This is a genomic window from Ferrimonas sp., from assembly GCF_048263965.1.
Taxonomy (GTDB): Bacteria; Pseudomonadota; Gammaproteobacteria; order Enterobacterales; family Shewanellaceae; genus Ferrimonas.
The window spans coordinates 1-22,581 of the sequence record NZ_JBLXDO010000035.1 but is presented as its reverse complement, the minus strand read 5'-3'; the positions used below and the strand labels follow the sequence as shown (position 1 = coordinate 22,581).

At 60.0% G+C, this 22,581-nt stretch carries 20 protein-coding genes; 4 read left to right on the top strand and 16 right to left on the bottom strand.

The genetic code is table 11. From position 1 onward, the window contains the following. Positions 1–475: 475 nt before the first annotated feature. The 3 genes from clpB to rluD all read right to left on the bottom strand — a co-directional run bounded on the left by clpB (position 476) and on the right by rluD (position 4,810). The gene (gene clpB, locus ACN0RV_RS19130) at positions 476–3,046 is read right to left on the bottom strand and encodes an ATP-dependent chaperone ClpB (RefSeq protein WP_417350133.1); all 2,571 of its coding nucleotides are present in this window, start codon (positions 3,044–3,046) and stop codon (positions 476–478) included. A 70-nt stretch (positions 3,047–3,116) separates the two neighbouring features. Continuing rightward, positions 3,117–3,839, bottom strand: a complete 723-nt coding sequence (gene pgeF, locus ACN0RV_RS19125) for a peptidoglycan editing factor PgeF (RefSeq protein ID WP_417350132.1) — start codon at positions 3,837–3,839, stop codon at positions 3,117–3,119. Beyond that, positions 3,839–4,810: a 23S rRNA pseudouridine(1911/1915/1917) synthase RluD gene (gene rluD, locus ACN0RV_RS19120; RefSeq protein WP_417350131.1), complete on the bottom strand. Its 972-nt coding sequence runs from the start codon at positions 4,808–4,810 to the stop codon at positions 3,839–3,841. The genes pgeF and rluD overlap by 1 nt, the downstream gene beginning before the upstream one ends. Before the next feature lie 123 nt (positions 4,811–4,933). Here rluD and ACN0RV_RS19115 point away from each other — a divergent pair, with 123 nt between their 5' ends. Then, positions 4,934–5,701 (top strand): outer membrane protein assembly factor BamD, encoded by a 768-nt coding sequence (locus ACN0RV_RS19115; protein ID WP_417350130.1) that lies wholly within the window; start codon positions 4,934–4,936, stop codon positions 5,699–5,701. A gap of 55 nt (positions 5,702–5,756) precedes the next feature. Here ACN0RV_RS19115 and ACN0RV_RS19110 read toward each other — a convergent pair whose 3' ends face one another. Beyond that, entirely contained in the window at positions 5,757–6,095 is a 339-nt protein-coding gene (locus tag ACN0RV_RS19110; RefSeq protein ID WP_028110389.1) for a P-II family nitrogen regulator, read from the bottom strand. A gap of 110 nt (positions 6,096–6,205) precedes the next feature. Here ACN0RV_RS19110 and ACN0RV_RS19105 point away from each other — a divergent pair, with 110 nt between their 5' ends. After that, positions 6,206–6,733 carry a GspH/FimT family pseudopilin gene (locus ACN0RV_RS19105; protein WP_417350129.1) on the top strand — a complete coding sequence of 176 codons (528 nt, stop codon included), beginning with the start codon at positions 6,206–6,208 and terminating at the stop codon, positions 6,731–6,733. Here the strand turns inward: ACN0RV_RS19105 and ACN0RV_RS19100 are convergent, their stop codons facing one another. From ACN0RV_RS19100 to murJ, 12 genes are all read right to left on the bottom strand, one after another. Then, positions 6,734–7,003: a TapY2 family type IVa secretion system protein gene (locus tag ACN0RV_RS19100; RefSeq protein WP_417350128.1), complete on the bottom strand. Its 270-nt coding sequence runs from the start codon at positions 7,001–7,003 to the stop codon at positions 6,734–6,736. Then, entirely contained in the window at positions 7,000–7,395 is a 396-nt protein-coding gene (locus tag ACN0RV_RS19095; RefSeq protein ID WP_417350127.1) for a type IV pilin protein, read from the bottom strand. Before ACN0RV_RS19095 ends, ACN0RV_RS19100 begins: the two co-directional genes overlap by 4 nt. Further along, entirely contained in the window at positions 7,395–11,048 is a 3,654-nt protein-coding gene (locus ACN0RV_RS19090) for a pilus assembly protein (protein ID WP_417350126.1), read from the bottom strand. Before ACN0RV_RS19090 ends, ACN0RV_RS19095 begins: the two co-directional genes overlap by 1 nt. A gap of 2 nt (positions 11,049–11,050) precedes the next feature. After that, positions 11,051–11,491, bottom strand: a complete 441-nt coding sequence (locus ACN0RV_RS19085; RefSeq protein ID WP_417350125.1) for a hypothetical protein — start codon at positions 11,489–11,491, stop codon at positions 11,051–11,053. Next, positions 11,488–12,441 (bottom strand): PilW family protein, encoded by a 954-nt coding sequence (locus ACN0RV_RS19080; RefSeq protein WP_417350124.1) that lies wholly within the window; start codon positions 12,439–12,441, stop codon positions 11,488–11,490. Before ACN0RV_RS19080 ends, ACN0RV_RS19085 begins: the two co-directional genes overlap by 4 nt. Further along, positions 12,438–12,989, bottom strand: coding sequence for a type IV pilus modification protein PilV (gene pilV, locus ACN0RV_RS19075; protein ID WP_417350123.1), 552 nt, complete (start codon positions 12,987–12,989; stop codon positions 12,438–12,440). Before pilV ends, ACN0RV_RS19080 begins: the two co-directional genes overlap by 4 nt. Before the next feature lie 112 nt (positions 12,990–13,101). Further along, the gene (ispH, locus tag ACN0RV_RS19070; RefSeq protein WP_417350122.1) at positions 13,102–14,031 is read right to left on the bottom strand and encodes a 4-hydroxy-3-methylbut-2-enyl diphosphate reductase; all 930 of its coding nucleotides are present in this window, start codon (positions 14,029–14,031) and stop codon (positions 13,102–13,104) included. Between the two features lie 2 nt (positions 14,032–14,033). Beyond that, positions 14,034–14,480 carry an FKBP-type peptidyl-prolyl cis-trans isomerase gene (gene fkpB / locus ACN0RV_RS19065; protein WP_286341526.1) on the bottom strand — a complete coding sequence of 149 codons (447 nt, stop codon included), beginning with the start codon at positions 14,478–14,480 and terminating at the stop codon, positions 14,034–14,036. Further along, positions 14,477–14,977: a signal peptidase II gene (gene lspA / locus ACN0RV_RS19060; RefSeq protein ID WP_417350121.1), complete on the bottom strand. Its 501-nt coding sequence runs from the start codon at positions 14,975–14,977 to the stop codon at positions 14,477–14,479. The genes fkpB and lspA overlap by 4 nt, the downstream gene beginning before the upstream one ends. Positions 14,978–14,987: 10 nt before the next feature. After that, a complete protein-coding gene (gene ileS, locus ACN0RV_RS19055) occupies positions 14,988–17,804 on the bottom strand; it encodes an isoleucine--tRNA ligase (protein ID WP_417350120.1) in 2,817 nt (938 codons plus the stop codon). 60 nt (positions 17,805–17,864) lie between these two features. Next, on the bottom strand, positions 17,865–18,794 hold the full coding sequence (gene ribF, locus ACN0RV_RS19050; RefSeq protein WP_417350119.1) for a bifunctional riboflavin kinase/FAD synthetase: 930 nt from the start codon (positions 18,792–18,794) through the stop codon (positions 17,865–17,867). Between the two features lie 69 nt (positions 18,795–18,863). After that, entirely contained in the window at positions 18,864–20,420 is a 1,557-nt protein-coding gene (murJ, locus tag ACN0RV_RS19045; RefSeq protein WP_417350118.1) for a murein biosynthesis integral membrane protein MurJ, read from the bottom strand. 263 nt (positions 20,421–20,683) lie between these two features. Between murJ and rpsT the strand changes: the two genes are divergently transcribed. Both rpsT and ACN0RV_RS19035 read left to right on the top strand, forming a co-directional pair. After that, positions 20,684–20,944 carry a 30S ribosomal protein S20 gene (gene rpsT, locus ACN0RV_RS19040; RefSeq protein ID WP_028110401.1) on the top strand — a complete coding sequence of 87 codons (261 nt, stop codon included), beginning with the start codon at positions 20,684–20,686 and terminating at the stop codon, positions 20,942–20,944. A 151-nt stretch (positions 20,945–21,095) separates the two neighbouring features. Then, entirely contained in the window at positions 21,096–22,493 is a 1,398-nt protein-coding gene (locus ACN0RV_RS19035; RefSeq protein WP_417350117.1) for a M20/M25/M40 family metallo-hydrolase, read from the top strand. The last annotated feature ends 88 nt before the right edge of the window (positions 22,494–22,581 follow it).

The window sequence follows — 22,581 nt, the reverse complement described above, 5'->3', positions numbered from 1 at the left end:
AACATTGATATATGAGATATCAATCCTGCGCGAGTGCCCACACAGATTGTCTGACTAATTGTTAAAGAGCGTGTCTCTCATCGAGACAGGAGGCGCATTCTACGCGACTCCCTGCTTTCGTCAAGTACTTTTTTCTCTTTACCGATAAAAAAGTTTGTCCTGAGGTCACTCCGTGGAGTTTTCACAGGCCACTTGTCGAAGCGGACGATCATCATACTGCAAACCGCTGAGCAGTCAAGCATTTGATGCCAAGATCCTTAGGATCGGCATAAAGGGCTTGGTCAGAGCGGTGCCTCGCGCCATCTTCGTCGCCAAGGAGGTTCCTTACAGCGGCGAGGCCAGTGAGGTGTTGCTGCAGACTTTTAAGTGTAGACCATAGATTCTGACTGGCAGCTGAAAATCTATAACTGTTGGTTCTGGGTAGCCTTAAAAAAGAGAGGGGCCCACTTGTGGAGCCCCTCTGGTCTCTTGAAGCTTACTGAATAAAGCTAAAGCCCTGTTCGCCTTTCTCTATGGTGATCTCCTTACCAGGCAGCAGCCGGCCACTGAGAATCTCCTGAGCCAGGGGATTTTCCAGGCGACTCTGAATGGCGCGCTTCAGAGGGCGTGCACCGAATACCGGATCGAATCCAGCCTCGGCGATCAGTGACAAGGCCTCTTCGCTCACCTCCAGCTGATAATCTCTCTCCGTCAGACGCTTCTTGAGCAGCTCCAGTTGAATCCGGGCAATGGCCTTGATGTGCTGCTGCGCCAAAGGATGGAACACCACGGTTTCATCGATGCGGTTGAGGAACTCAGGCCTGAACGCCTGGCTCAGCACGCCCATCACCGAGGACTTCATCTGCTCATACTCTTCACCAGCCTGTTGCTGAATCAGATCCGAGCCCAGGTTGGAGGTCATGATCACCACAGTATTACGGAAATCCACGGTTCTGCCCTGACCGTCGGTCAGTCGGCCATCATCCAGCACCTGCAGCAGGATGTTGAAGACATCGGGATGCGCCTTCTCCACCTCATCCAGCAGAATGACCGAATAGGGCTTACGCCGGACCGCCTCTGTCAGGTAGCCCCCCTCCTCATAGCCCACGTAACCGGGAGGCGCTCCCACCAGCCGTGCCACCGAGTGCTTCTCCATGAACTCCGACATATCGATGCGAACCATCGCTTCGTCCGTGTCGAACAGGAACTGAGCGAGAGACTTACACAGCTCGGTCTTACCCACACCTGTAGGTCCCAGGAACAGGAAGGAACCGATAGGACGTTTAGGGTCTCCAAGCCCAGCCCGGCTGCGGCGAATCGCATTGGACACCGCCAATACCGCTTCCTCCTGACCGATGACCCGCTTATGCAACATCGACTCCATACGCAGCAGTTTCTCTCGCTCCCCTTCCAGCATCTTGGCCACAGGAATCCCCGTCGCCTTGGAGAGAACATCGGCAATCTCGTTGTCTGTCACCTTGTTGCGCAACAGGTTCATGTCCTGCATCTCCGCCTGGGCAGCCAGATCCAGCTGCTTCTCCAGTTCCGGGATACGACCATACTGCAACTCAGACATCCGGCTCAGGTCGCTGGCCCGCTTGGCCACCTCCAGATCCTGACGGGCACGCTCCAGGGCAGACTTAATGTGCTGGGTTCCCGCCAGGGCCGCCTTTTCGGTCTTCCAGACCTCTTCAAGCTCGGTGTACTCCCGCTCCAGCCCGTGGAGCTGATCGGTAAGAATCTGCAGCCTCTTGCGACTGGCCTCATCCTCCTCCTTATTGAGTGCCTCCTCCTCCAGCTTCAGCTGGATGATCTTGCGCTCCAGCCTGTCCAGGGGTTCCGGCTTGGAATCGATCTGCAGGCGGATGGAGGACGCCGCCTCATCGATAAGGTCGATGGCCTTATCCGGCAGCTGACGATCTGACACATAGCGGTGGGACAGGGTGGCCGCCGCCACGATGGCCGGATCGGTGATCTCCACACTGTGGTGAAGCTCATAGCGCTCCTTCAGTCCCCGCAGGATAGCGATGGTGTCCTCGACGCTGGGCTCTTCAATCAGCACCTTCTGGAAACGGCGCTCTAGGGCCGCATCCTTCTCGATATACTGGCGATACTCATCCAGGGTGGTCGCACCGACACAGTGGAGTTCACCCCGGGCCAGCGCGGGTTTCAGCATGTTACCGGCATCCATGGCCCCTTCCGCCTTGCCGGCCCCCACCATGGTGTGCAGCTCATCGATGAACAGGATGATCTGGCCCTCGAGCTGAGACAGCTCATTGAGCACCGCCTTGAGGCGCTCCTCGAATTCACCACGGTACTTGGCCCCGGCCAGCAGGGCGCCCATATCCAGGGACAGCACCTTCTTACCCTTGAGCCCTTCGGGTACCTCACCATTGATGATCCGCTGCGCCAGCCCCTCGACGATGGCGGTCTTACCCACACCGGGTTCACCAATCAGTACAGGGTTGTTCTTGGTGCGGCGCTGCAGTACCTGAATGGTACGACGAATCTCATCGTCCCGGCCGATTACCGGGTCCAGCTTGCCCGCTTCGGCACGCTCGGTGAGATCTATGGTGTACTTGGACAGAGCCTGACGCTGATCTTCGGCATTCTGATCCTCCACAGTTTGGCCGGCCCGCAGTTTGTCGATGCTGGCCTCGAGACGGGACTTGTCCGCCCCCATCTGTTTCAGAGTCTCACCCAGGGCGTCCCCGCGCTCGATAACCGCCAGCAGGAACAGCTCGCTGGAGATGTACTGGTCCTTACGCTTCTGCGCCAGCTTGTCGCACAGGTTGAACACCGCCACCATGTGCCTGGAGAGCTGCACCTCGCCACCGGTACCGGTCACCTTGGGCAGCCGGTCCAGTGCTTCGGTCAATTTGGATCTGAGGGCATTGACATCGATCCCCGATCCGGCAAGCACAGGGCGAACCGTCCCCCCATCCTGGTTGAGGAGGGCCAGCATAAGGTGCTCAGGCTCTATGTACTGGTGATCCCGTCCCAAAGCCAGGGACTGGGCATCGGAAATAGCCAGTTGGAACTTGTTGGTCAGTCGGTCGAGTCGCATACCCAAAACTCCCACAATTCATCTAACACAGAGAATAGATGGGTATGCTTAACAGGGATTTCAAGTCCGCTTAACGGATCCAGATAAGAGACGCCATGCGGCCACAACGGCCATCACGGCGGTAGGAGAAGAAGTTCTTGGGGTCGGAGAAGGTGCAGAGTTCACTCTGAGTGATCTGGTTCAGCCCCAGGGCAGACAGGCGCTGAAAAGCCAGTTGCGGCAGGTTGGCCAGGTATTTTTCTCCATGGACAACAAATGCGGAGGCCGCTCTTGAGTCCTGGGCGACAAACTGCTCCCTGACCTCGGGCCCTACTTCGAACGCCTCAGCCGAGATCGCCGGCCCTATCCAGGCCAGCAGGTCCGATGCCTCTCCAGAGAAGCGGTCCACCGTCTGCTCCAACACCCCATCACACAGCCCCCGCCAACCGGCATGAGCCGCCGCCACCTGAGTGCCATCCCGATGGCACAGCAACACAGGCAGGCAATCCGCGGTCATGACAGTACACACCTGTCCTGGAGTGTTGGCGTAGGAGGCATCAGCCCGGGGTACCGGCTCGCGGCAAGGCAGGGTCACCACCCGGGTGCCGTGCACCTGCTCCAGCCAGGCGGGTTCATTGGACAGCTGCAGCCCGAGGCTTAGCGTCTCCCTGTTTAAGCGAACCGCAAGGGGATCATCTCCAACATGGGTCCCCAGATTAAAACCGTCAAAGGGCGGCCGGGATTGGCCGCCCAACCTGTCGGTGCTGGCCGCAGCGACGCCCTCAGGCAAGTTCCAATCCGGGGTAAACCACATCAGTATTCCATGCCTCGCTCGGCGGTATCCTGACGCAGGGCTTCGGTCAGCCTGACCATATCCTCGGGGACCGGTGCATGCCACTGCATCCATTCACTGGTCACAGGGTGTGCCAGCTCCAGCTTGACCGCATGCAGCGCCTGGCGACGGAAGCCCTTGAGCACGGTCTGCAGCTCCTCACTGGCCCCCTTGGTGGGACGAGGACGCCCCTGATAGAGAGGGTCGCCCACCAGGGGGTGCTTGATGTGGGCCATGTGCACACGAATCTGGTGAGTACGGCCTGTCTCCAGGCGCAGGCGCAGCCTGGTATGGGCACGGAACTTCTCAGCGATGCGGTAATGGGTCACCGCAGGCTTGCCGATCTCGGTTACCGCCATGTGGGTGCGCTTTTGTGGGTGGCGGCCGATGTTGGCATCCACACTGCCGCCGGCGGTCAGGGTGCCATGGGCAATCGCTTCATATTCCCGGGTGATCTCCCGGGCCTGCAGTTGCGCCACCAGATGGGTCTGGGCAGGCACCGTCTTGGCCACCACCATCAAACCCGTGGTGTCTTTATCAAGCCGATGCACAATGCCGGCCCGTGGCACATTGGCGATCTCAGGGCAGTGGTACAGCAGGGCATTCAAAATGGTGCCGTCGGCGTTGCCCGCCCCCGGGTGCACCACCAGGTCCGCTGGCTTGTTGATCACCAGGATATGATCGTCCTCGTAAACGATATCCAGCTCAATATCCTGAGGCTTGGAGGTGACCTCCTCCTCAAGAGTGGCCTGAATCGCCACCTGCTGATCCACCAACACCTTCTCCCTGGGTTTGGTGACGGTTTCTCCGTCCAGAGTCACCTGACCGGCCAGGATCCACTCCTTGATTCGGCTGCGCGAATAGTCGGGGAACAGATCGGCCAGAGCCTGGTCTAACCGCATACCTAGGTGCGTATTATCAATTACGCCATTTAATTCAACGTGTTGGGTCATATACTCTCGATGCAGCTGTAAAAGCTCGAAATCACTCGCAGTTCTGATAGAATCGCTCCAGCCGCAATTTTATCTCTTTTTGCAGCAGAACTTCACGATAATGATAAGGAATTGGTTCAAACAATGCGTAAACTAGCAGGCCCTTTGCTTCTCGCCTTGGCCGGCACCCTGATGATGGCCGGTTGCTCCTCAACCAAAGAGGGCCCTGATGCCTACGTCGTCGAAGACCGCTCCCCGGAAGCTCTGTATGGCGATGCCCGCCAGGCCATGGAAGCCGGCAACTTTACCAAGGCCACCAAGGTTCTTGAAGCCCTGGACTCCAGATATCCCTTCGGCACCTACAAAACTCAGGTGCAGCTGGACCTGATCTACGCCTATTACAAGATGGCTGATACCGCCAGTGCCCTGGCGAACATCGACCGCTTTATCCGCCTCAACCCCACCCACAAGGACATCGACTACGTCTACTACATGCGTGGCCTGGTGAACATGCAAGCGGACAGCTACCTGTTTCACGAACTGCTGGACATGGATCGCACCGACCGTGACCCGGAAAACGCCAAGGAAGCGTTCAAAGATTTTGAGAAGCTGGTAAAGACCTTCCCGGACAGCCGCTACGCCGCCGATGGCCGCCAACGGATGATCGCCATCAAGAATCGCCTGGCAGAGTACTCTCTGCGAGTGGCCGAGTACTACATCAAGATTGAGGCCTGGATTGCCGCCGCCAACCGCGCCCAGCAGATCCTGGAAACCTACGCCGGTACCCCAGCTGTGGAAGGGGCCCTGGAGGTGATGGTTCAGAGCTACGAAGAGCTGGGTCAGGAGAAGCTGAAGCAGAACGCTTTGACTGTTCTTAAAGCAACCTACCCGAAAAACAGCCTGGCTGACTGACAACTACAGAATCAAAAAAGGCGCCATCAGGCGCCTTTTTTTGTGAGCCACTGACTCAGATCGCGTCTTCGTTCTCTTCACCGGTGCGGATACGAATCACCCGCTCGACGTCAGTCACAAAAATCTTGCCGTCGCCAATCTTCCCGGTGCGGGCAATGTCGACGATCGCTTCAATGGCCTGGTCAACCAGTTCATCGGCAATCACCAGATCAATCTTCACCTTGGGCAGAAAGTCCACCATATACTCGGCTCCACGATACAGCTCGGTGTGTCCTTTCTGACGACCGAAGCCTTTCACTTCCTGAACCGTCATGCCATTCACACCAATCTCGCCCAGTGCCTCCCGAACATCATCCAGCTTAAACGGCTTGATGATCGCTTCAATCTTTTTCATCTGCCCTCACCCTTCTGCGCTACCCGCGCCATTGCACAACCATGCCAGCCTGGAGCCAGCTAAACTGATAAAGAGTGTAAGCGATTCAAATCGGGATAGGGAAGCCTGAAATGTTGCCGGGACGCTACGAGCAGGGGTTGACCCTGGTTGAACTTATGATCGCATTGGCGGTTGCAGCCATCCTGTTGCTGTGGGGCGCCCCCTCCATGCGCTCTCTATATGCGGAGAGCAGAGCCGAAGCAAAAATCCACGCCCTCTACCATGACCTGACTCAGGCCCGCCACCTGGCCCTGAGCTATCAGGCAATGGTCACCCTCTGTCCCCTCTCCCCCAGCAACCAGTGCAATGGTCAGTGGGGCCAGGGATATCAGATCTTCGTTGACGGCCTCCCACTGCAAAGACTGGGCAGCGACGACCTCGTCGTCGTCAGCCGCAACGGGATCCACTCTGCGGATTACCTGAAGTACAGCGCCACAGTCAATGCGATCCGATTCGATCCAGAGGGGTTTACCGGCCAAAACGGCAGTTTTTACTACTGCAGCAACCAGCTGCTGGTCAGCCATCCGATGAAAGTGGTGATCAGCCGCACCGGCCGGGTGAAGCTTGAAGAACACGACGGCAGCACCGGCTGTCAGTGATCACCTGGGCGTCAGTTGCTCCAGAGCCCGGGCTCTGGGAGAGCGAAACCGCTCGCGGCCCAGCTGACACTCCATCACCCGATTAACCTCTGCCGGCTCCTCCACCAGGGCTCGTCCGGGCAGTTGCAGCTGCTCCTGGCGAGCGCGGTTTGGATACCAGAGAAAAAACACGATTCTCTCCCGGCCCAGGCTGTCCTCCAGCCAGCACTTGTACTCCACTCGCACTGGCTGGCTGGCCATCAGCGGCAATAGCATCCACCACAGCTTCATTGCCAACACTCCAGAGGGGTTCGCCCCCCAACATCACTCAGGGTGATGGCGGCGCAGCCGGGATCCACTGAGGCCTGGGCTCCTTGAGCCGTAGCCTTGAGCACAAAACTGTCGCTTCCCGCCGACTGAGCGTCCAGGGCGTAACGACCGCTGTCCACCACCCAGGGGTCGGCGCTCATCCCCAACTTGGTCATATCATCGGTATAGGTCTGATGGTGGAGATAGTAACGCTCCTGCAGATTCGCCAACTTCATCAGGGCCGCAACCGCCTCACCGCGATAGCCCGTTGCCAGTTGCCCCTGGTAGGAGGGCAGGGCCAGAGTCAGCAGCAAACCCAGGATGGCCACCACCAACATCAGCTCAATCAGACTGATACCCAGCAGGTTCTTCATCACTCTCCTCCCTGGTAGTAATAGAGGTACCTAGGCGCCAGCACCTTGTCCGGATCGCCGCTGCCACTGTCGCTGAGACTGACCCCCTCCTCATCCAGGCTAAACCCCTGCCCTACACCCACCAGAAATACCTTGGGGTTCCAGTTCGGGTCAGTGCCATCCGCCGGAGGCGGCACCACAACCTGGGGCGTATCCGGCAGACGCGCCCCCAGACTCAGGTATCTGTGGCGGTAGCGATTCAGACCAAGATGCAGATCCAGCACATAGAGCCGCCCCTGCCCCGCAGAGAGGCAACTGTCAGCCTGGTTCTGATTCCCGGGCACGAAGGTGGTGAAATAGGCATTGCCATTGAGAATGGTCGCCGCCGCCAGGGCTTTCTCGTTCTGGCCCAGGCTCACTCGCCAACCCTGTTTACTGCCCGCCAGCAGCTCCTGGGCCAGACGCTCTTCGGCGCCATCGGCCTGTCCTATGGGATCGGCACTGACATCAAACAGCTGACTCCAGGTGATGGCCTCAGGCACCTCACTGTGTCCCGGCTCGGCCCTGCCATCAAAACTCTGGGGGTAGAGGTTCAGGTCCCTCAACACGAACAGCCCATCCTGGGTTCCAACAGCGTTAGGATGGGCACGATTGCCGCTGCCAATCACCACCGCATCATAGGGCCGCTCTGTGGTCACTACCCGGGTGACACTCTGCCCCTCTAGGGTATCGGTCAGCGACTCTTTCAGCAGGATCTTGGTCTGGGCTACCGCCACCTCATGATGAAAGCGGCGATCATCGGCCTGAGTCGCTCCCCCAAGCTGGGCAAACTTGAACCCGGTCCAGGGACGACTGCTACGCACCCCAGGAAGGTCCATCCGCCAGATGTTGCCACCTGTGTCCGCCGCATACAGGCGGTCAGTCAGACCATCTCCGTTACCATCCAGTATCGCCACCCGTCCCGGAATGCTGTCCGAGAACCCCACCTGGGTGTGAGCGGTTTCGCCGCCCTCTGCCGAAAAGCGGTGCACCAGCTCACCGCTCTGCGCATCCAGCACAAACACCACCCTGCCCAGGTTGTCGGGAGAACCAACAGACTCCAGGTCCTTGTTGGTGTCGTACCCTCCGCCGATGATCAGCACCGGCCTGGCAGCGGCTGCAGAGGTGTTGCCAAGAGGATGATCCGGGATCCGTGTTATCACAGGCTCTGACCAGCTTTGCCCCAACAGGGACATCCCGCTGTCGGCGGCAGTGCGAGTCCACATCAGCGACGGCTCATCCGGGTTGCTCAGATCCAGGGCATAGTAGGCCCGCCCGCCCCGGCGCAGGCCAAAGAACACCCAGACCCGCTCGCCACCGGCGGCATCGATCTCTCCATCCCCATTGCTGTCATCCACAAAGGCCACAGGTGAACCATCCACGCCGTAGACGCTATGCCCTCCGGTCCTGGGGTTGCTCCTTAAGGTGGATTGCTCCCCCAGGAATCGGTGGGGGCGGAAGCTCCAGCTTTCGGAAATGGTGTCACCCCCATCCCTGAACATATGCAACACACCGCCATTGGTGCCCATGACGATGCGCACTCCCTTATCCTGCCCATAATGTATGGCCAAAGGCTTGGAGTGCAGCGGGTCGCCCATCAGGTCCGTTCGGGTTTCGGCGGTCACCCCATCACCATCCTCGTCATCCACATCCTGACCTGAGATCCAAGCCAGGGTATCCGTCAACTCATCGGCCCCGACACCCAGCTGCGCCAGCAGGGCCGCACTCCCTCCGGCCCGGGCTTCCAGTGCCGACTGGCTCAGGGGCACCAGGGCTCCACTGCCGGACGCGGGCTCCACCAGGACCCTTCGCATAGTCTGAGCCACCAGGCTTTCCGCGGCGCCTCCCTCCTCCACCGAGTTGCCATCTCCGCCACTGGAAGCCAGTGTGCAGGTGGCTGCCTGGGTCCAGAAGCTGCACGCGGTCTCCGCGATATTGCCCGAGCTGTCGATGCCGGATGCCCCCCTGGCATCGACCACCTTGCCGGAAGCCAGGATCTTCAGCTTCTTCAGGTTTCCGGACCACCTTGGTCGATCCGAGGGCAGGAACATGGAGTAATACACAGAGTCCAGAGTCTGGGTTCGGTCAAAGCTGTTGGCCGCGATGGAGGGTGAGGTAAAGCTGGCGTCCACCGCCAATATCTCGGAAAACACCCTCTGCAGGGCGTTTTGCAGGGCTTGGGCACTGGCGGCAGGGAAATACTGGCCGCCACCCCGCCCGGCGGTTTCCGCCAACAGGGCACCGGCATTGTCGATGGCATCCTGGGAGAAGCCTATGGTGTAGGTGACCACACTCTGCCGACCACTGACCGAGGCGTTCAGGTCCTGGGTATGCAGATACTCGGCGAGGGCCGGCAGGTAGCTGTCGGCCCAGTCGCCACTGCCCAGGGTGCGGTAGGGATCGTACACCGAGTAGGCCTGAGAACCACTGACCCCCAACTCACTGCGGATACGGCTATTGAGTGCTTCATCCTTGGTGGGCGAGCCGTCGGTAATCAGCACCACATAGGCCTGAGGCTGGCAGCTGGCAAAGGGGCTGATGTAGCTGCCTCCGGACGCGAAAGGCTGGCCATACTCCGCCGTACTGCTGCCAAACATCAGGGCACCGCCACTGAAGTAGCGGTACGCCTCGAACAGGGTCTCACACAGGGGCGTCCAGGTACTGGCGGTCAGCCCCTCCACCGTGCTGATAAGGTTGGCCTTATTGATGGTCGACATCTCCTGGATGCCACTGAGCAACCGCCCCCCATGACCGCCGCTCTGATAACGATCATCACCACTGTTGACGTTGAACACCGCCAGTCCGAAGTCCACACCCGGGGTACTCTCCACCATGGAGGTCACCACCTCCTTGGCAATCGCCAGGCGACTGCGACGTACCCTGTCCGCAGTGTGCAGGTAATAGAGGTAGTTCTCGGTGTAGAGGGTGACGCTCTCGGCATTGGCAAATCCGGTCTGCGTCAGCGACGCCTGGGCCGCAGCCTCAAGTTGTGCACTGCCCAGGCCGGCATGGCTGCCGTCGTAGGGCGAGTGCTGCTGCAGATCCTGAGGAAAGCCGCTCATCTGCAAACTGGCACTGGTGTGCCCCGTCGCATTGTTCAGGCTGAGGTCGTGAATATCCTGAAGGCAGTCGAAACCCAATCCGCCGATGCTGCCGCGGTCGTGTGCCCACCTCAGGCTGGAGGGGAATCGGCGCCAGCGCCACTCAGGATCCCGCCAGCCCCCCTTGCGGAAGTTGAGCATGGAGTCGGTAAAAAAGCCGTTGTGGTCGATCAGGGATCCGGCCTCTGGGTCTCCCGGATCCATGGCCGCCACAGCCGCCGCACACCCAATGAGGTCGCGGTCAAAGTATCGGTATTCGCTGCCGTTTCTTGGGTCCGGCAGGTTATCGTTCACCTGGCCGCGCACGTAGTAGAAACGCCCTCGGTCATTGCCCCCTGTGTAGTCATGAGCTGGGTCAAAGGGAGGCGGAGCTTCCTCCTCCTCGGTCTTCATCGAACCCGAGTTGTCGAAGATGATCAGCACCTGGGGTCGACTGTCCGACGTCAAGGTGCCACCGTACACATAGAGCTCGGTGTCATCTGCCCAGACGCTTCCCATGCCCCAAACCAGCATTGCCACAAACAGAGTTCGCATCATCAGTTCCCCACCAGCAGCACCTGCTGCTCTATCCCTGTGGTCACACTCAGGCTGCCCAACTCCCCTTTCCCGTACCTCACCCGGGAGCGGACCTGATTGGTTCGGCAGACAAAATTACTGCCCGCGTCCGCCCGCGCCGCTCGCTTGCAGGGTGCCTCGGCGATAAATCCGATGCTGTGCTCGGCGGAGTACAGGGTATCAGCCTGGGTCTGAGTACCACTGTTGGTGAGCAGCAAGCTGTTCTCCCTGGCGAGGCGCTGACGCTCCACAAACCCCTCCTGAGCGCCCCTGGCCTGCTGCAGCGCCAACTGACGCGCCGCCGATGCCGCCGATCCCATCAGGGTCACCCGGCTCCCCCCCGCCAGTGACAGCCCGAGCACCATCAGCAGCACCAGCAGGAAGGTGCAGACAATCAGCACGGCACCTTGATGACCTCTCATAGTTGCCCCCTTTGCGAGAGTATCGGGTTGCGCAGCATCACCGTGGCGCTGAACAGCCGCCGGGGAATGCCATCGTCAAAACTCATAGCGCCGCCGGGCAGGGCCAGTGCCAGAGTGGACCGGGCCAGAGGGTCCGCCTCCGACGCCCGCACCACCAGAAACAGCGAGACCGATACCAGGGTGAGTGCCCCCTCCCACTGCTCATGGCTCAGGAGGTCAGGCAAGATATAGCTGTCCACAGCCCCATCGCCGGTTGAGTCCACCCCCAGCCTCAACTGCAGGGTCTCCACCCCCTCCACCAGCTCCTCCTCCACCATGCCTCCATTAACGTAAAGCTGGCGCCACTTGAGCACCGGCATCCCATCATCTCGATGCTCCACATAGAACACCCGGTGCTGAAACTCCCAGTAACGCCCCTGAGTCAGGGTTGGAACCGGCAGGGTGTCACCGGCAAACAGGACTCCGCGACTGGCATTGGCGAGCAGGTAGTAACGGTTGCTGTCCAGGCCAGCGATATCCTGCGCCGGCCCCAGGGCACGCTTAATCTGCAACACATGACTGCCCTCAAGAGCCTGCTGACTGCAGGCCATCCTGGGTGAAGCGGTTTGCTGATAGGCCCACAGGAAACGAAAATGGCCACGCAGCCCTGGCATGGACCCATTGTTGTCCCCCTCACCGATGCAGTCATTGCCTACCGCCGCCAGCACCTGAACACTGCCCAGATTCAGTGAATCTCCGGTGAGCTCTCCCCAGAACCCCGCCTGGGCGATCTCCTCCCTCATCAGCCTCAGGGCCAGCCGCGCCGATTCCTGCAACTGGTTGTACTGGCCGGTGCGACTCACCGAGGAGGAGGAGGCGACAAAGACACCCAGCACGGAGCTCAGCACAAACAGCCCCAACGCCATGGCGATCATCAGCTCCACCAGTGTCAGCCCCAGATATCGTCTCATAGGGCCACCTTGCTACTGTCCAGGTAAGCCTGCCTTCGCCTGGGCCCGCTACTGCCGCAGCCTTTGCGCCAGCTGTCTCCGGCGGTGGCCCCGTCTTGAGTGCTGTGGCGGCTCTGCCAGCTGACCACCACCTCGACCCTGCTGCCCTGAATGCGCACGCAGCCCACTACCTCGGCCAACCCTCTGGCCTGGCCGGCTTTCAGCTCCGTGCCGCCGCGCAGGGCCAGGGCCCACTGGTAGCTGTCCCAGTTGAGCATTTGAGCCGGGGTACAGGGGGGAATAGCGCTGCTGGTAGAGACACAGGCAGGCGAAGGAGGAGAGGGCACGGCGTCGCCATAGCTGCCCTGATAGGCAGCCAACTGAGAGGGGTTGAGGCGTATCCGCTCCAGCATCGCTTCCGCCAGGGTCAATGCCCTGGCATGCTCGAAGGACTCGAAGCTGCTTCGCTGAGCGACGAGGTGCAGTTGCAGGGTGCCAAGCAGTCCCACTGCCAGCACCACCACTGCCACCAACACCTCGATCAGGGTGACCCCTGACTGGGTAGACATAGCCATAACATCCTTGTTGGCTCGGGGGCGTTTCGTTGAATCTAAGCTTATGCCAGCATAAAAAAAGCGCCACCCTGGTGGGTGGCGCCTGTTATATCGAAACAGAAGATGCTTATCTCAGCTCTATAGGCACTTGGAATACCACGTTTTCTTCTCTTCCCTGGGCCTCTTCGACAGAGTCGGCACCCAGATTCTGCAGCTCGGCAACCACCCCTTTCACCAGCACTTCCGGCGCAGAGGCACCGGCGGTCACCCCAATATTGGCGGCCCCTTCCAGCCAGGCGGCGTCAATATCTTCGGCGCCATCCACCAGATAGGCGCGGGCGCCGGACTTCTCCGCCAGCTCGCGCAGGCGATTGGAGTTGGAGGAGTTCTTGGACCCCACCACCAGCACCAGGTCACAACGGGAAGCGAGCTCACGCACCGCATCCTGACGGTTCTGGGTGGCGTAGCAGATGTCATCCTTGCGGGGACCGGCGATGGAGGGGAAGCGGCTCCTCAGAGTCTCGATGATCTCTGCGGTATCATCCACCGACAGGGTGGTCTGGGTAACAAACTGCAGGTTGTCCGGATCCCGGACCTCCATCTTGAGCACATCTTCCGGAGACTCCACCAGGTAGATACCACCGTCGGTGTTATCGTACTGGCCCATGGTGCCTTCCACCTCAGGGTGTCCCGCATGGCCGATGAGCACACACTCCAGACCCTTGCGGCTGGCGCGGGTCACCTGCATGTGCACCTTGGTCACCAGGGGGCAGGTGGCATCAAACACCTTGAGGCCACGGTTGTCCGCTTCCTGGCGCACCGCCTGGGAAACGCCGTGGGCACTGAAGATGACGATGCTGTTGTCCGGCACCTCGTGCAACTCATCCACAAACACCGCTCCCCGCTGGCGCAGGCTGTCCACCACATAGCGGTTATGCACCACTTCGTGACGCACATAGATGGGCGGCTCAAACAGCTCCAGGGCCCGCTCTACGATGCTGATGGCCCGGTCGACGCCGGCGCAAAAGCCCCGGGGGTTTGCCAGTTGAATCTGCATGCTCAGTCCTTAACGATGATGTCCAGCACTTCCAGATCGAAGATCACCATCTGCCCGGCCAGGGGATGGTTGAAATCCACGGTGACAGAGTCCCCGGCCACCTCTCGGATGATGCCCGGCACCTGATTACCGTCTGGAGTGGAAAACGCCATGATGGTCCCCTCAGTCAGATCCGCGTCGGCGGCAAACTGGGTGCGATCCATGTGATGAATGTTGTCCGGGTTACGCTCACCGAAGGCGTGCTGAGGATCCAGGGAGAAACGACGAGTCTCCCCCTTGCTCATGCCGCGAATCGCCGCTTCGAACGCACCGCTGAGGCTACCGTCCCCCAGGGTCAGCCGGGCGGGCTTTCCGTGGGCACGGGTACTGTCGGCGACAGTGCCGTCGGGCAACTCCACATTGAAGTGAACGAATACCTGACTGTTGTTGCCAATCACTGGCTCTGTCATGACGCCTCCTTGACCTTACGGCCGTCCATAAAGCTGTCGAGGATCATCAGTACCGCCCCAACGCAGATGGCGCTGTCGGCGATATTGAACGCTGGCCAGTGCCAGCTCCCCACGTAGAAATCGATAAAATCCACCACGTAGCCATAGGCAACCCGATCGATAACATTGCCTATGGCACCGCCGATGATCAGCGCATAGGAGAGATTCAGCCGCCACTGGCAGCTCTCCTGGCGGCGCATCAGCACCAGCAACACCGTGGTCACCACCAGGGCAAACCCGGCAAAGGCCCAGCGCTGCCAGCCCCCGGCATCGGCCAGGAAGCTGAAGGCGGCGCCGGTGTTGTGCACATAGGTCAGATTCAGGCTGGGGATCAGGGCCACACTCTCATAGAGCTGAAAGCTGTCCATCACCGCCAGCTTGGTCGCCTGGTCCAGGACCAGGGCCACCAGAGCGACCCAGATCCATCGCAGGCCGCTATTGTTCCACTGTAGTGCCATTGTCGCTCCGTTAGGCAAACTGACGCTGCTCTCCATCACCGTCAACGTTGGTGACACAGCGGCCGCACAGGGTTGGGTGCTCGCCGTGGCTGCCCACGTCTTCGCGGTGGTGCCAGCAGCGCTCACACTTGGCGGCCTCAGACAGAGTCACGCCTACCTTGATGCCGGCCAGGGCGGTCTCAGCCAGCTCACCAGCATCAGCCAATGGCGCCAGCTTAACATCACTGGTGATCAGCACGAAGCGCAGCTCGTCTCCCAGGCTGGCCAGCAGCGGAGTCAGGCTGTCGTCGGCGTACAGGGTCACACTGGCGTCCAGCGGATTGTTGATGCCGTCGGACTTGGCCTCTTCCAGCGCCTTGCGAACCACACTGCGCACCTCCAGCAGCTGCTGCCACTGGTCATCGCTCAGGGAGCCCTCTTCGCGGCTCAGTCCGTCGTACCAGTTCTGGGTAAAGACAAACTGGTCGCGCTCACCAGGCAGAAGCTGCCAGATCTCGTCGGCGGTAAAGCTCATTACCGGCGCCATCCAGCGAACCATGGCTTCCAGGATCAGGTACATGGCACTCTGGCAGGAGCGGCGCGCATGGCTGTCCGCCTTGGCGGTGTATTGGCGATCCTTGATGATATCCAGGTAGAAGCTGCCCAGCTCAATGGAGCAGAAGTGCATCAGCTTCTGGGTTACCTGCAGCAGGTTGTAGCTGTCGTAGGCTTCAATCAGCTCTTTCTGCAGGTCATAGGCGCGAGCCACCATCCAGCGATCCAGCTCCACCATCTCGGCCGGGGCCACCATGTGCTGGCTGGGCTCGAAACCGTTGATGTTGGCCAGCAGGAAGCGGGCGGTGTTACGGATACGACGGTAGGCGTCGGCGCTGCGCTTGAGAATCTCGTCAGAGACGGTCATCTCACCGGTGTAGTCGGTGGAAGCCACCCACAGGCGCAGAATGTCGGCACCCAGCTTGTTCACCACCTGTTGAGGGCTGATGACGTTACCGATGGACTTGGACATCTTGCGGCCCTTGCCATCCACGGTGAAGCCATGGGTCAGCACCTGCTTGTAGGGGGCCTTGTCCTTGATGGCCACACCGGTCATCAGGGAGGACATGAACCAGCCGCGGTGCTGGTCGGAACCTTCCAGGTAGAGATCCACTTCGGCGCCGCCGAACTCGTCACGGGCATCCACCACGGAGGCGTGGGTGGAGCCGGAATCAAACCATACGTCCAGGGTGTCCATCACCTTGTCGTACTGATCCGCTTCCTCACCCAGCAGCTCGGCAACGTCCAGATCCCACCAGGCCTGGATGCCGGCATCGGCAACCCGGTCCGCCACCATGTTCATCAGGGCTACGGAGTTGGGGTGCAGCGCCTGGGTCTCTTTGTGGACGAACAGGGCGATAGGCACACCCCAGGTGCGCTGACGGGAGATACACCAGTCGGGACGACCGGCAACCATGCCCTCGATGCGGCTCTGGCCCCAGTCGGGGATCCACTGCACGCCCTTGATCTCCTCCAGGGAGCGCTCACGCAGTTTGGCCTGATCCATGGAGATGAACCACTGGGGAGTGGCGCGGAAGATGATGGGGGTCTTGTGACGCCAGCAGTGCGGGTAGGAGTGGCGGAAGGACTCGTGATGCAGCAGGGCACCCTTCTCCTTCAGCACGTCCACCACGGCATTATTGGCCTTGAATACGTGCTGACCGGCAAACAGAGGGGTGTCAGGCAGGTAGACACCGTTGTTGCCCACAGGGTTGGCCACCTCCAGGTTGTACTTCAGACCAACCGCGAAATCCTCCTGACCATGGCCAGGGGCGGTGTGAACCACGCCGGTACCGGACTCTGTGGTCACGTGATCGCCCAGGATGGCCGGTACGGTCATCTCGTAGAAGGGGTGGTTGAACTGCTGCATCTCCAGGTCCTGGCCCTTGCAGTAGCCCAGGTTGTGGAAGTGTTCGATGCCGGCACGATCCATTACATCCTTAACCAGATCCGCAGCCAGGATCAGGCGCTCAGGGTTGTCACCCTCAACCTGAACCAGGGCGTACTGCAGATCGGCGTGCAGACACACGGCGCGGTTGGCAGGCAGAGTCCAGGGGGTGGTGGTCCAGATCACCACGGAGACAGGGCCCTGGCCTGTGTGGCCTTCGGCACAGTCAAACTTGTCTTCCACCAGCTTGGCGTCAACGGCGCTGAAACGCACATCGATGGAGGGCGAGGTCTTGTCCTCATACTCCACCTCGGCCTCGGCCAGGGCAGAACCACAGTCGGTACACCAGTGAACCGGCTTGGCGCCCTTGTGCAGGTGACCGTTGTCGATGATCTTGGCCAGGGAGCGAATGATCTCCGCCTCGGTGCCGTAATCCATGGTCAGGTAGGGCTTGTCCCACTCACCCAGCACACCCAGACGGATGAAGTCAGCCTTCTGACCCTCCACCTGCTTGTGGGCGTACTCGCGGCACTTCTGACGGAACTCGGCGGCAGAGATCTTCTGGCCAGGCTTACCCACCTTGCCCTCGACCTTCAGTTCGATAGGCAGACCGTGACAGTCCCAACCCGGCACATAGGGGGCATCGAAGCCGGCCAGGGTCTTGGACTTGATAATGATGTCTTTCAGGATCTTGTTAACAGAGTGACCAATATGAATGTCGCCATTCGCATACGGAGGGCCATCATGCAGAATGAATGGCTTCGCGCCCTGACGGCTGGCACGAATCGCTTTGTACAGCTCTTTCTCGTCCCAGCGTTTCAGCATCTCAGGTTCCCGCTTGGCCAGGTTGCCACGCATGGGGAACTCAGTTTCCGGCAGGTTTAGCGTTGATTTGTAGTCGCTCATCGATCCTTTCACCATAGTTCAGGTAACACCAAGTATTTAATGCCCCTGTTATAAAGCAGTTTAAGACGCAGCAAGCAGGGTCTTGGCCTGCTGAGCATCCTTGATAATCTGTGATTGCAGAGCCTCGAGAGAATCGAAGGCCCGCTCCTTTCTCAGGTGACTCACCAGAGCCACCCGCAAATGTTCTCCATAGAGGTCACCGTCGAACTCGAACAGGTGCACCTCCAGCTGACAACGAGTTCCCGACACCGTCGGTCTGTGGCCCACATTGGCCACCCCCTCATAGCAACGGTCACGCTCATCATAGACCCGCACCGCAAACACCCCGTTGACGGGCACCACCCGACGCTTCATCAGGATGTTGGCAGTGGGAAAGCCCAAAGTCCTACCCAGCTTGCGGCCATGAGCCACCCGGCCGGTAATCTGGTAGTGATAACCCAGCATGCCTTGGGCCCGGTCCAGATCTCCGTGCGCCAGGGCCAGGCGTATCAGGGTCGAGCTCACCCGCTGCTGAGCCACCATAAAGCTGTCGGTGGGCACCACCTGGAAGCCATGTTGCTCGCCAGCCTGCTCAAGGGCCTGGAAATTCCCCTTGCGCCCCTTTCCGAAACAGAAATCGTCCCCCACCACCAGGTAACGGACGTCCAGCTTATCCACCAACAGTTGCTCAATAAACTGTTCACTGGTCAGCTCGGCAAACCTGTGGTTGAAGCTGATGCACAGCACCCGGTCCACCCCAAGCTCCGTCAAGCGCCGCAGTTTATCCCGCAGCAGGTTCAGCCGTGCCGGTGCGCGATCCCCGGCAAAATGCTCCTGAGGCTGGGGCTCAAACAGCATCACCGTGGTGGGCAAGTTCAGCTCTTTGCCCTTTTCGACCAAGGAGTTAATCACCTCGGCGTGGCCCCGGTGGACCCCGTCGAAGTTCCCTATGGTCAGAACGCATCCCCGGTGGCGGGGACGCAAATTATGTATACCTCGGATCAGCTCCATCGTATTGCCAGGGCTTTTTACTGTCGAAAATCGCCGGATTATACCTCAGAGTGGCGCCGGAATCAGCACTCAGGCTGCACGCAGATGACGAGGCCGGATCCCGGTCACCATCAGAATCACCAAATAGAGTGCCCCACCTGCGCCAATCAGCACCGCCAGGGTCAGGCAACGCGTCATAAAGGTCATGGCGACCCACTCACTCTCCCCGGGGGAAAACTGCAGCAGAGTCACCGCCATCACCAGGGCAGCCAGGAGCACCTTGGCCACAAAACCCAGGGTCTCACCGCTCAGGCGGTAGACTCCCTGACGGCGCAGACCCAAGTAGAGCAAGCCGGCATTGAGGGTGGCGGAGGCTGCGGTGGCCATGGCCAGCCCCACATAGCCGAAGGGGATCGCCAGCATCACGTTGAACGCCATGTTGCTGACCATGGCAATGATGCCGTAACGCACCGGCGTTTTAGTGTCCTGTCGTGAGTAGTAGCCCGGCGCCAGCACCTTCACCAGCATAAAGCTGATCAGGCCGCTGCCATAGGCCATCAGGCTGTAAGATGCCATCTGACTGTCTGCCACGGAGAACTGGCCTCGCATAAAGAGCACCATCAGCATCGGCTGGGCCAGGGCGATCAACCCTGCCGCGGCGGGCACCCCCAGCACCACCACCGAGCGCACTCCCCAGTCCATGGTGGAGGCAAACTCTCCCCCGTTGTCATCCACATGCTTGCGGGAAAGTGCCGGCAGAATCACCGTGGCGATGGCGATGCCAAACAGCCCAAGGGGAAACTCCAGCAAACGGTCCGAGTAGTAGAGCCAACTGATGGAGCCGGTCATCAGGAAGCTGGCAATAAAGGTATCAAACAGCAGGTTGATCTGGCTGACCGACACCCCGAACATCGCCGGCAGCATCAGGGTGCGAATCCGCTTAACCCCATCGTCATTCCAGCCCCAGCTGGGTTTTACCAGTACCTTGGCCTTCAGCAGGAAGGGGATCTGGAACAGGAACTGAATCAAGCCACCCAGGAATACCCCCCAGGCCAGGGCCAACTCAGGGCGAGCCAGTTGAGGGGCCAGCCAAAGGGCACAGCCAATGATGGCAATATTCAAAAATACCGGGGTAAAGGCGGCAACGGCAAAACGCCCCAGGGTATTGAGGATCGCCCCGGACAACGCAGTAAAGGTGATGAACCACAGGTAAGGGAAGGTGATCTTCAGCATCAGGCTGGCCAGCTCAAACTTGGCCCCCGCCGGCTCGTCATTGAGCCAGGCCACAAACCAGCCGGTGCCAAACAGCGCCGCCAATACCGGCGAAGCCACCACCCCCACCAGGGTGACAATGGTCACCAGGGTGCCCAGGGTGCCGCTCACCTTGGCAATAAGATGACGAACGTCCTCCTCACTGCCCTTCTGCTTATATTCGGTCAATACCGGCACAAAGGCCTGGGCAAAGGCGCCCTCGGCAAATAACCGCCGAAGGAAGTTGGGAATCTTGTTGGCCAGGAAAAATACATCCGCCGCGGCGCCCGCCCCCATCAGGTTGGCCACCACTACATCCCTAACCAATCCCAGAACACGGGAGATCAGGGTCATGGCACTCACCACGGCCCCGGAGCGCATCAACTGTTTACTCAAAGGAAATTGCTCTACTTTTCACTGCCGGAGCGCCGCAGAGAGGCCAGGGTGAGAAATATCCCTCACTGCCCCTGTCGCCCGGCAAAAAATGCTGCTAGAATTGCGCCCCATCTTAAACTAGTTGGCCCGAAGAATGCCAAGGTTAGGAGTTTCTCCGAACTTGGTGTCGCTAATTTGCGCGGCGTGATTGACATTGCCCCATAAAAGCGGTATTTTCCTCGGCCTTTGAGAATACGACAGCACCGTCTTTTAGGAGTTTGACCTTGGCTAACATCAAGTCTGCTAAGAAGCGTGCAATTCAGTCTGAGAAGCGTCGCCAGCACAATGCTAGCCGCCGCTCCATGTTGCGCACCTATCTGAAGAAAACCGTAGCTGCTATCGCCTCTGGCGACAAAGCTGCTGCTACCGAAGCTTTCAACGCCGCCGCGCCGATCCTGGATCGCATGGCGACCAAAGGCCTGATTCACAAGAATAAGGCTGCCCGTCACAAGAGCCGTCTGAACGCTCAAATCAAAGCCCTGTAAGCTTCTGATTTCGTGACGATAAAAAACCGGCCTAGGCCGGTTTTTTTTATGCCTGAAATTCACCCCCCTGCCCTTTTGGGTCTTTGCCTGGCCATATCCGAATCTGCTACATTGCCCGGCCATGGAAAAATCACAAACCAGAAGGACCCCCATGCGTCTGCCCCTGACACTGCTCGCCGGCCTGCTGGCCGCCCACACCACACTGGCCGCCCCCTTTACTCAGGAGGTCCTGGACCAGGGCCAACAGCTGCGTCAACACGCCACGGTCAGCAACCAGGCCTGGAACCTGCTGGAATCCCTCACCACAGAGGTCGGCCCACGCCTGCCGGGGACCGAAGCGGACCGCCGTGCCGTCGCCTGGGCCAAAGCCAAGCTGGAGACCATGGGGTTCGACAAGGTCTACGCCGAACCCGTCACCGTCCCCCACTGGCACAGGGGAGAGGCCAAGGCCAGTATTACCGCTCCCTTCCCTCAGCCCCTGGTGGTCAGCGCCCTGGGTAACACCATAGGCACGCCCGCCGAAGGCGTGGAGGCCCAGGTGGTGGTCTTTGACACCCTTGAAGACCTGAAACAAGCCGATGCAAGCTCGGTGAAGGGAAAGATTGTCTTCATCAACCATAAGATGGAGCGACACAAGAATGGCCGCGGCTATGGCCCTGTAGTCAAGGCCCGGGGCAAAGGCGCCGTGGAAGCCGCCAAAAAGGGCGCCGTGGCCATGCTGCTGCGCTCCGTCGGCACAGACAGCCACCGCTTCGCCCACACAGGCATGATGCGCTATCAGGACGGCATCGCCCAGATCCCCGCCGCCGCCCTGTCAAACCCGGACGCAGACCAGCTGGCGCGTCTGCTCAAACGGGAACAGCCGGTTCGCCTCAACCTGACCCTGGGCAGCGAAACCCGAGCCGAGCAGACCAGCTACAATGTGGTGGCCGAGATCACCGGCAGCACCCTGCCAAATGATGTTGTCCTTATCGGTGCTCACCTGGACTCCTGGGACGAGGGCACCGGAGCCCTGGATGACGGCGCCGGCGTCGCCATTGTCACCGCCGCCGCCAAGCACATCATCGAGCGTGACCTCAAACCCAAGCGCACCATCCGGGTGGTGCTGTTTGCCGCCGAGGAGATTGGCCTTGTCGGCGCCAAAGCCTATAAGAAGGCTCACCTGGATACGCTGGACCGCATCTACATCGCCGCCGAGGCGGACTTCGGCGCAGGCCCCATCTATCGCCTGGACTCCAGGGTCAATGAGGCCGCGCTGCCGATGATGGATGAGGTCGCCCGACAACTGGCCTCCCTGGGGGTTGAGAGGGGCCATAACCGCACCTGGGGCGGCCCGGATGTCTCCATCCTGCCGGACGAAGGGGTTCCGGTAGCGGGCCTCTCCATGGACGGTACCGACTACTTCGACTTCCACCACACCATGGACGACACCCTGGATAAGGTGGATCCGGACGCCCTGCGCCAGAGCAGCACCGTCTACACCCTCTACACCTGGCTGATGGCCAACGCCGAACAGCCACTGCGCCCCATCCCCCTTCCAAAGGAGTGAGCGGGGAAACGTGACCCGTCCTAAAATACGTTGACGGTTTTTGACTAAGCCAGTTGTCAGTGACAACTGGCTTTTCTATGCACCTCTT

Bases quoted from the DNA above. Each gene is read 5' to 3' on its own strand.
- clpB (WP_417350133.1), bottom strand. From the start codon at position 3,046: ATGCGACTCGACCGACTGACCAACAAGTTCCAACTGGCTATTTCCGAT.
- pgeF (WP_417350132.1), bottom strand. From the start codon at position 3,839: ATGTGGTTTACCCCGGATTGGAACTTGCCTGAGGGCGTCGCTGCGGCC.
- rluD (WP_417350131.1), bottom strand. From the start codon at position 4,810: ATGACCCAACACGTTGAATTAAATGGCGTAATTGATAATACGCACCTA.
- ACN0RV_RS19115 (WP_417350130.1), top strand. From the start codon at position 4,934: ATGCGTAAACTAGCAGGCCCTTTGCTTCTCGCCTTGGCCGGCACCCTG.
- ACN0RV_RS19110 (WP_028110389.1), bottom strand. From the start codon at position 6,095: ATGAAAAAGATTGAAGCGATCATCAAGCCGTTTAAGCTGGATGATGTT.
- ACN0RV_RS19105 (WP_417350129.1), top strand. From the start codon at position 6,206: ATGTTGCCGGGACGCTACGAGCAGGGGTTGACCCTGGTTGAACTTATG.
- ACN0RV_RS19100 (WP_417350128.1), bottom strand. From the start codon at position 7,003: ATGAAGCTGTGGTGGATGCTATTGCCGCTGATGGCCAGCCAGCCAGTG.
- ACN0RV_RS19095 (WP_417350127.1), bottom strand. From the start codon at position 7,395: ATGAAGAACCTGCTGGGTATCAGTCTGATTGAGCTGATGTTGGTGGTG.
- ACN0RV_RS19090 (WP_417350126.1), bottom strand. From the start codon at position 11,048: ATGCGAACTCTGTTTGTGGCAATGCTGGTTTGGGGCATGGGAAGCGTC.
- ACN0RV_RS19085 (WP_417350125.1), bottom strand. From the start codon at position 11,491: ATGAGAGGTCATCAAGGTGCCGTGCTGATTGTCTGCACCTTCCTGCTG.
- ACN0RV_RS19080 (WP_417350124.1), bottom strand. From the start codon at position 12,441: ATGAGACGATATCTGGGGCTGACACTGGTGGAGCTGATGATCGCCATG.
- pilV (WP_417350123.1), bottom strand. From the start codon at position 12,989: ATGTCTACCCAGTCAGGGGTCACCCTGATCGAGGTGTTGGTGGCAGTG.
- ispH (WP_417350122.1), bottom strand. From the start codon at position 14,031: ATGCAGATTCAACTGGCAAACCCCCGGGGCTTTTGCGCCGGCGTCGAC.
- fkpB (WP_286341526.1), bottom strand. From the start codon at position 14,480: ATGACAGAGCCAGTGATTGGCAACAACAGTCAGGTATTCGTTCACTTC.
- lspA (WP_417350121.1), bottom strand. From the start codon at position 14,977: ATGGCACTACAGTGGAACAATAGCGGCCTGCGATGGATCTGGGTCGCT.
- ileS (WP_417350120.1), bottom strand. From the start codon at position 17,804: ATGAGCGACTACAAATCAACGCTAAACCTGCCGGAAACTGAGTTCCCC.
- ribF (WP_417350119.1), bottom strand. From the start codon at position 18,794: ATGGAGCTGATCCGAGGTATACATAATTTGCGTCCCCGCCACCGGGGA.
- ACN0RV_RS19035 (WP_417350117.1), top strand. From the start codon at position 21,096: ATGCGTCTGCCCCTGACACTGCTCGCCGGCCTGCTGGCCGCCCACACC.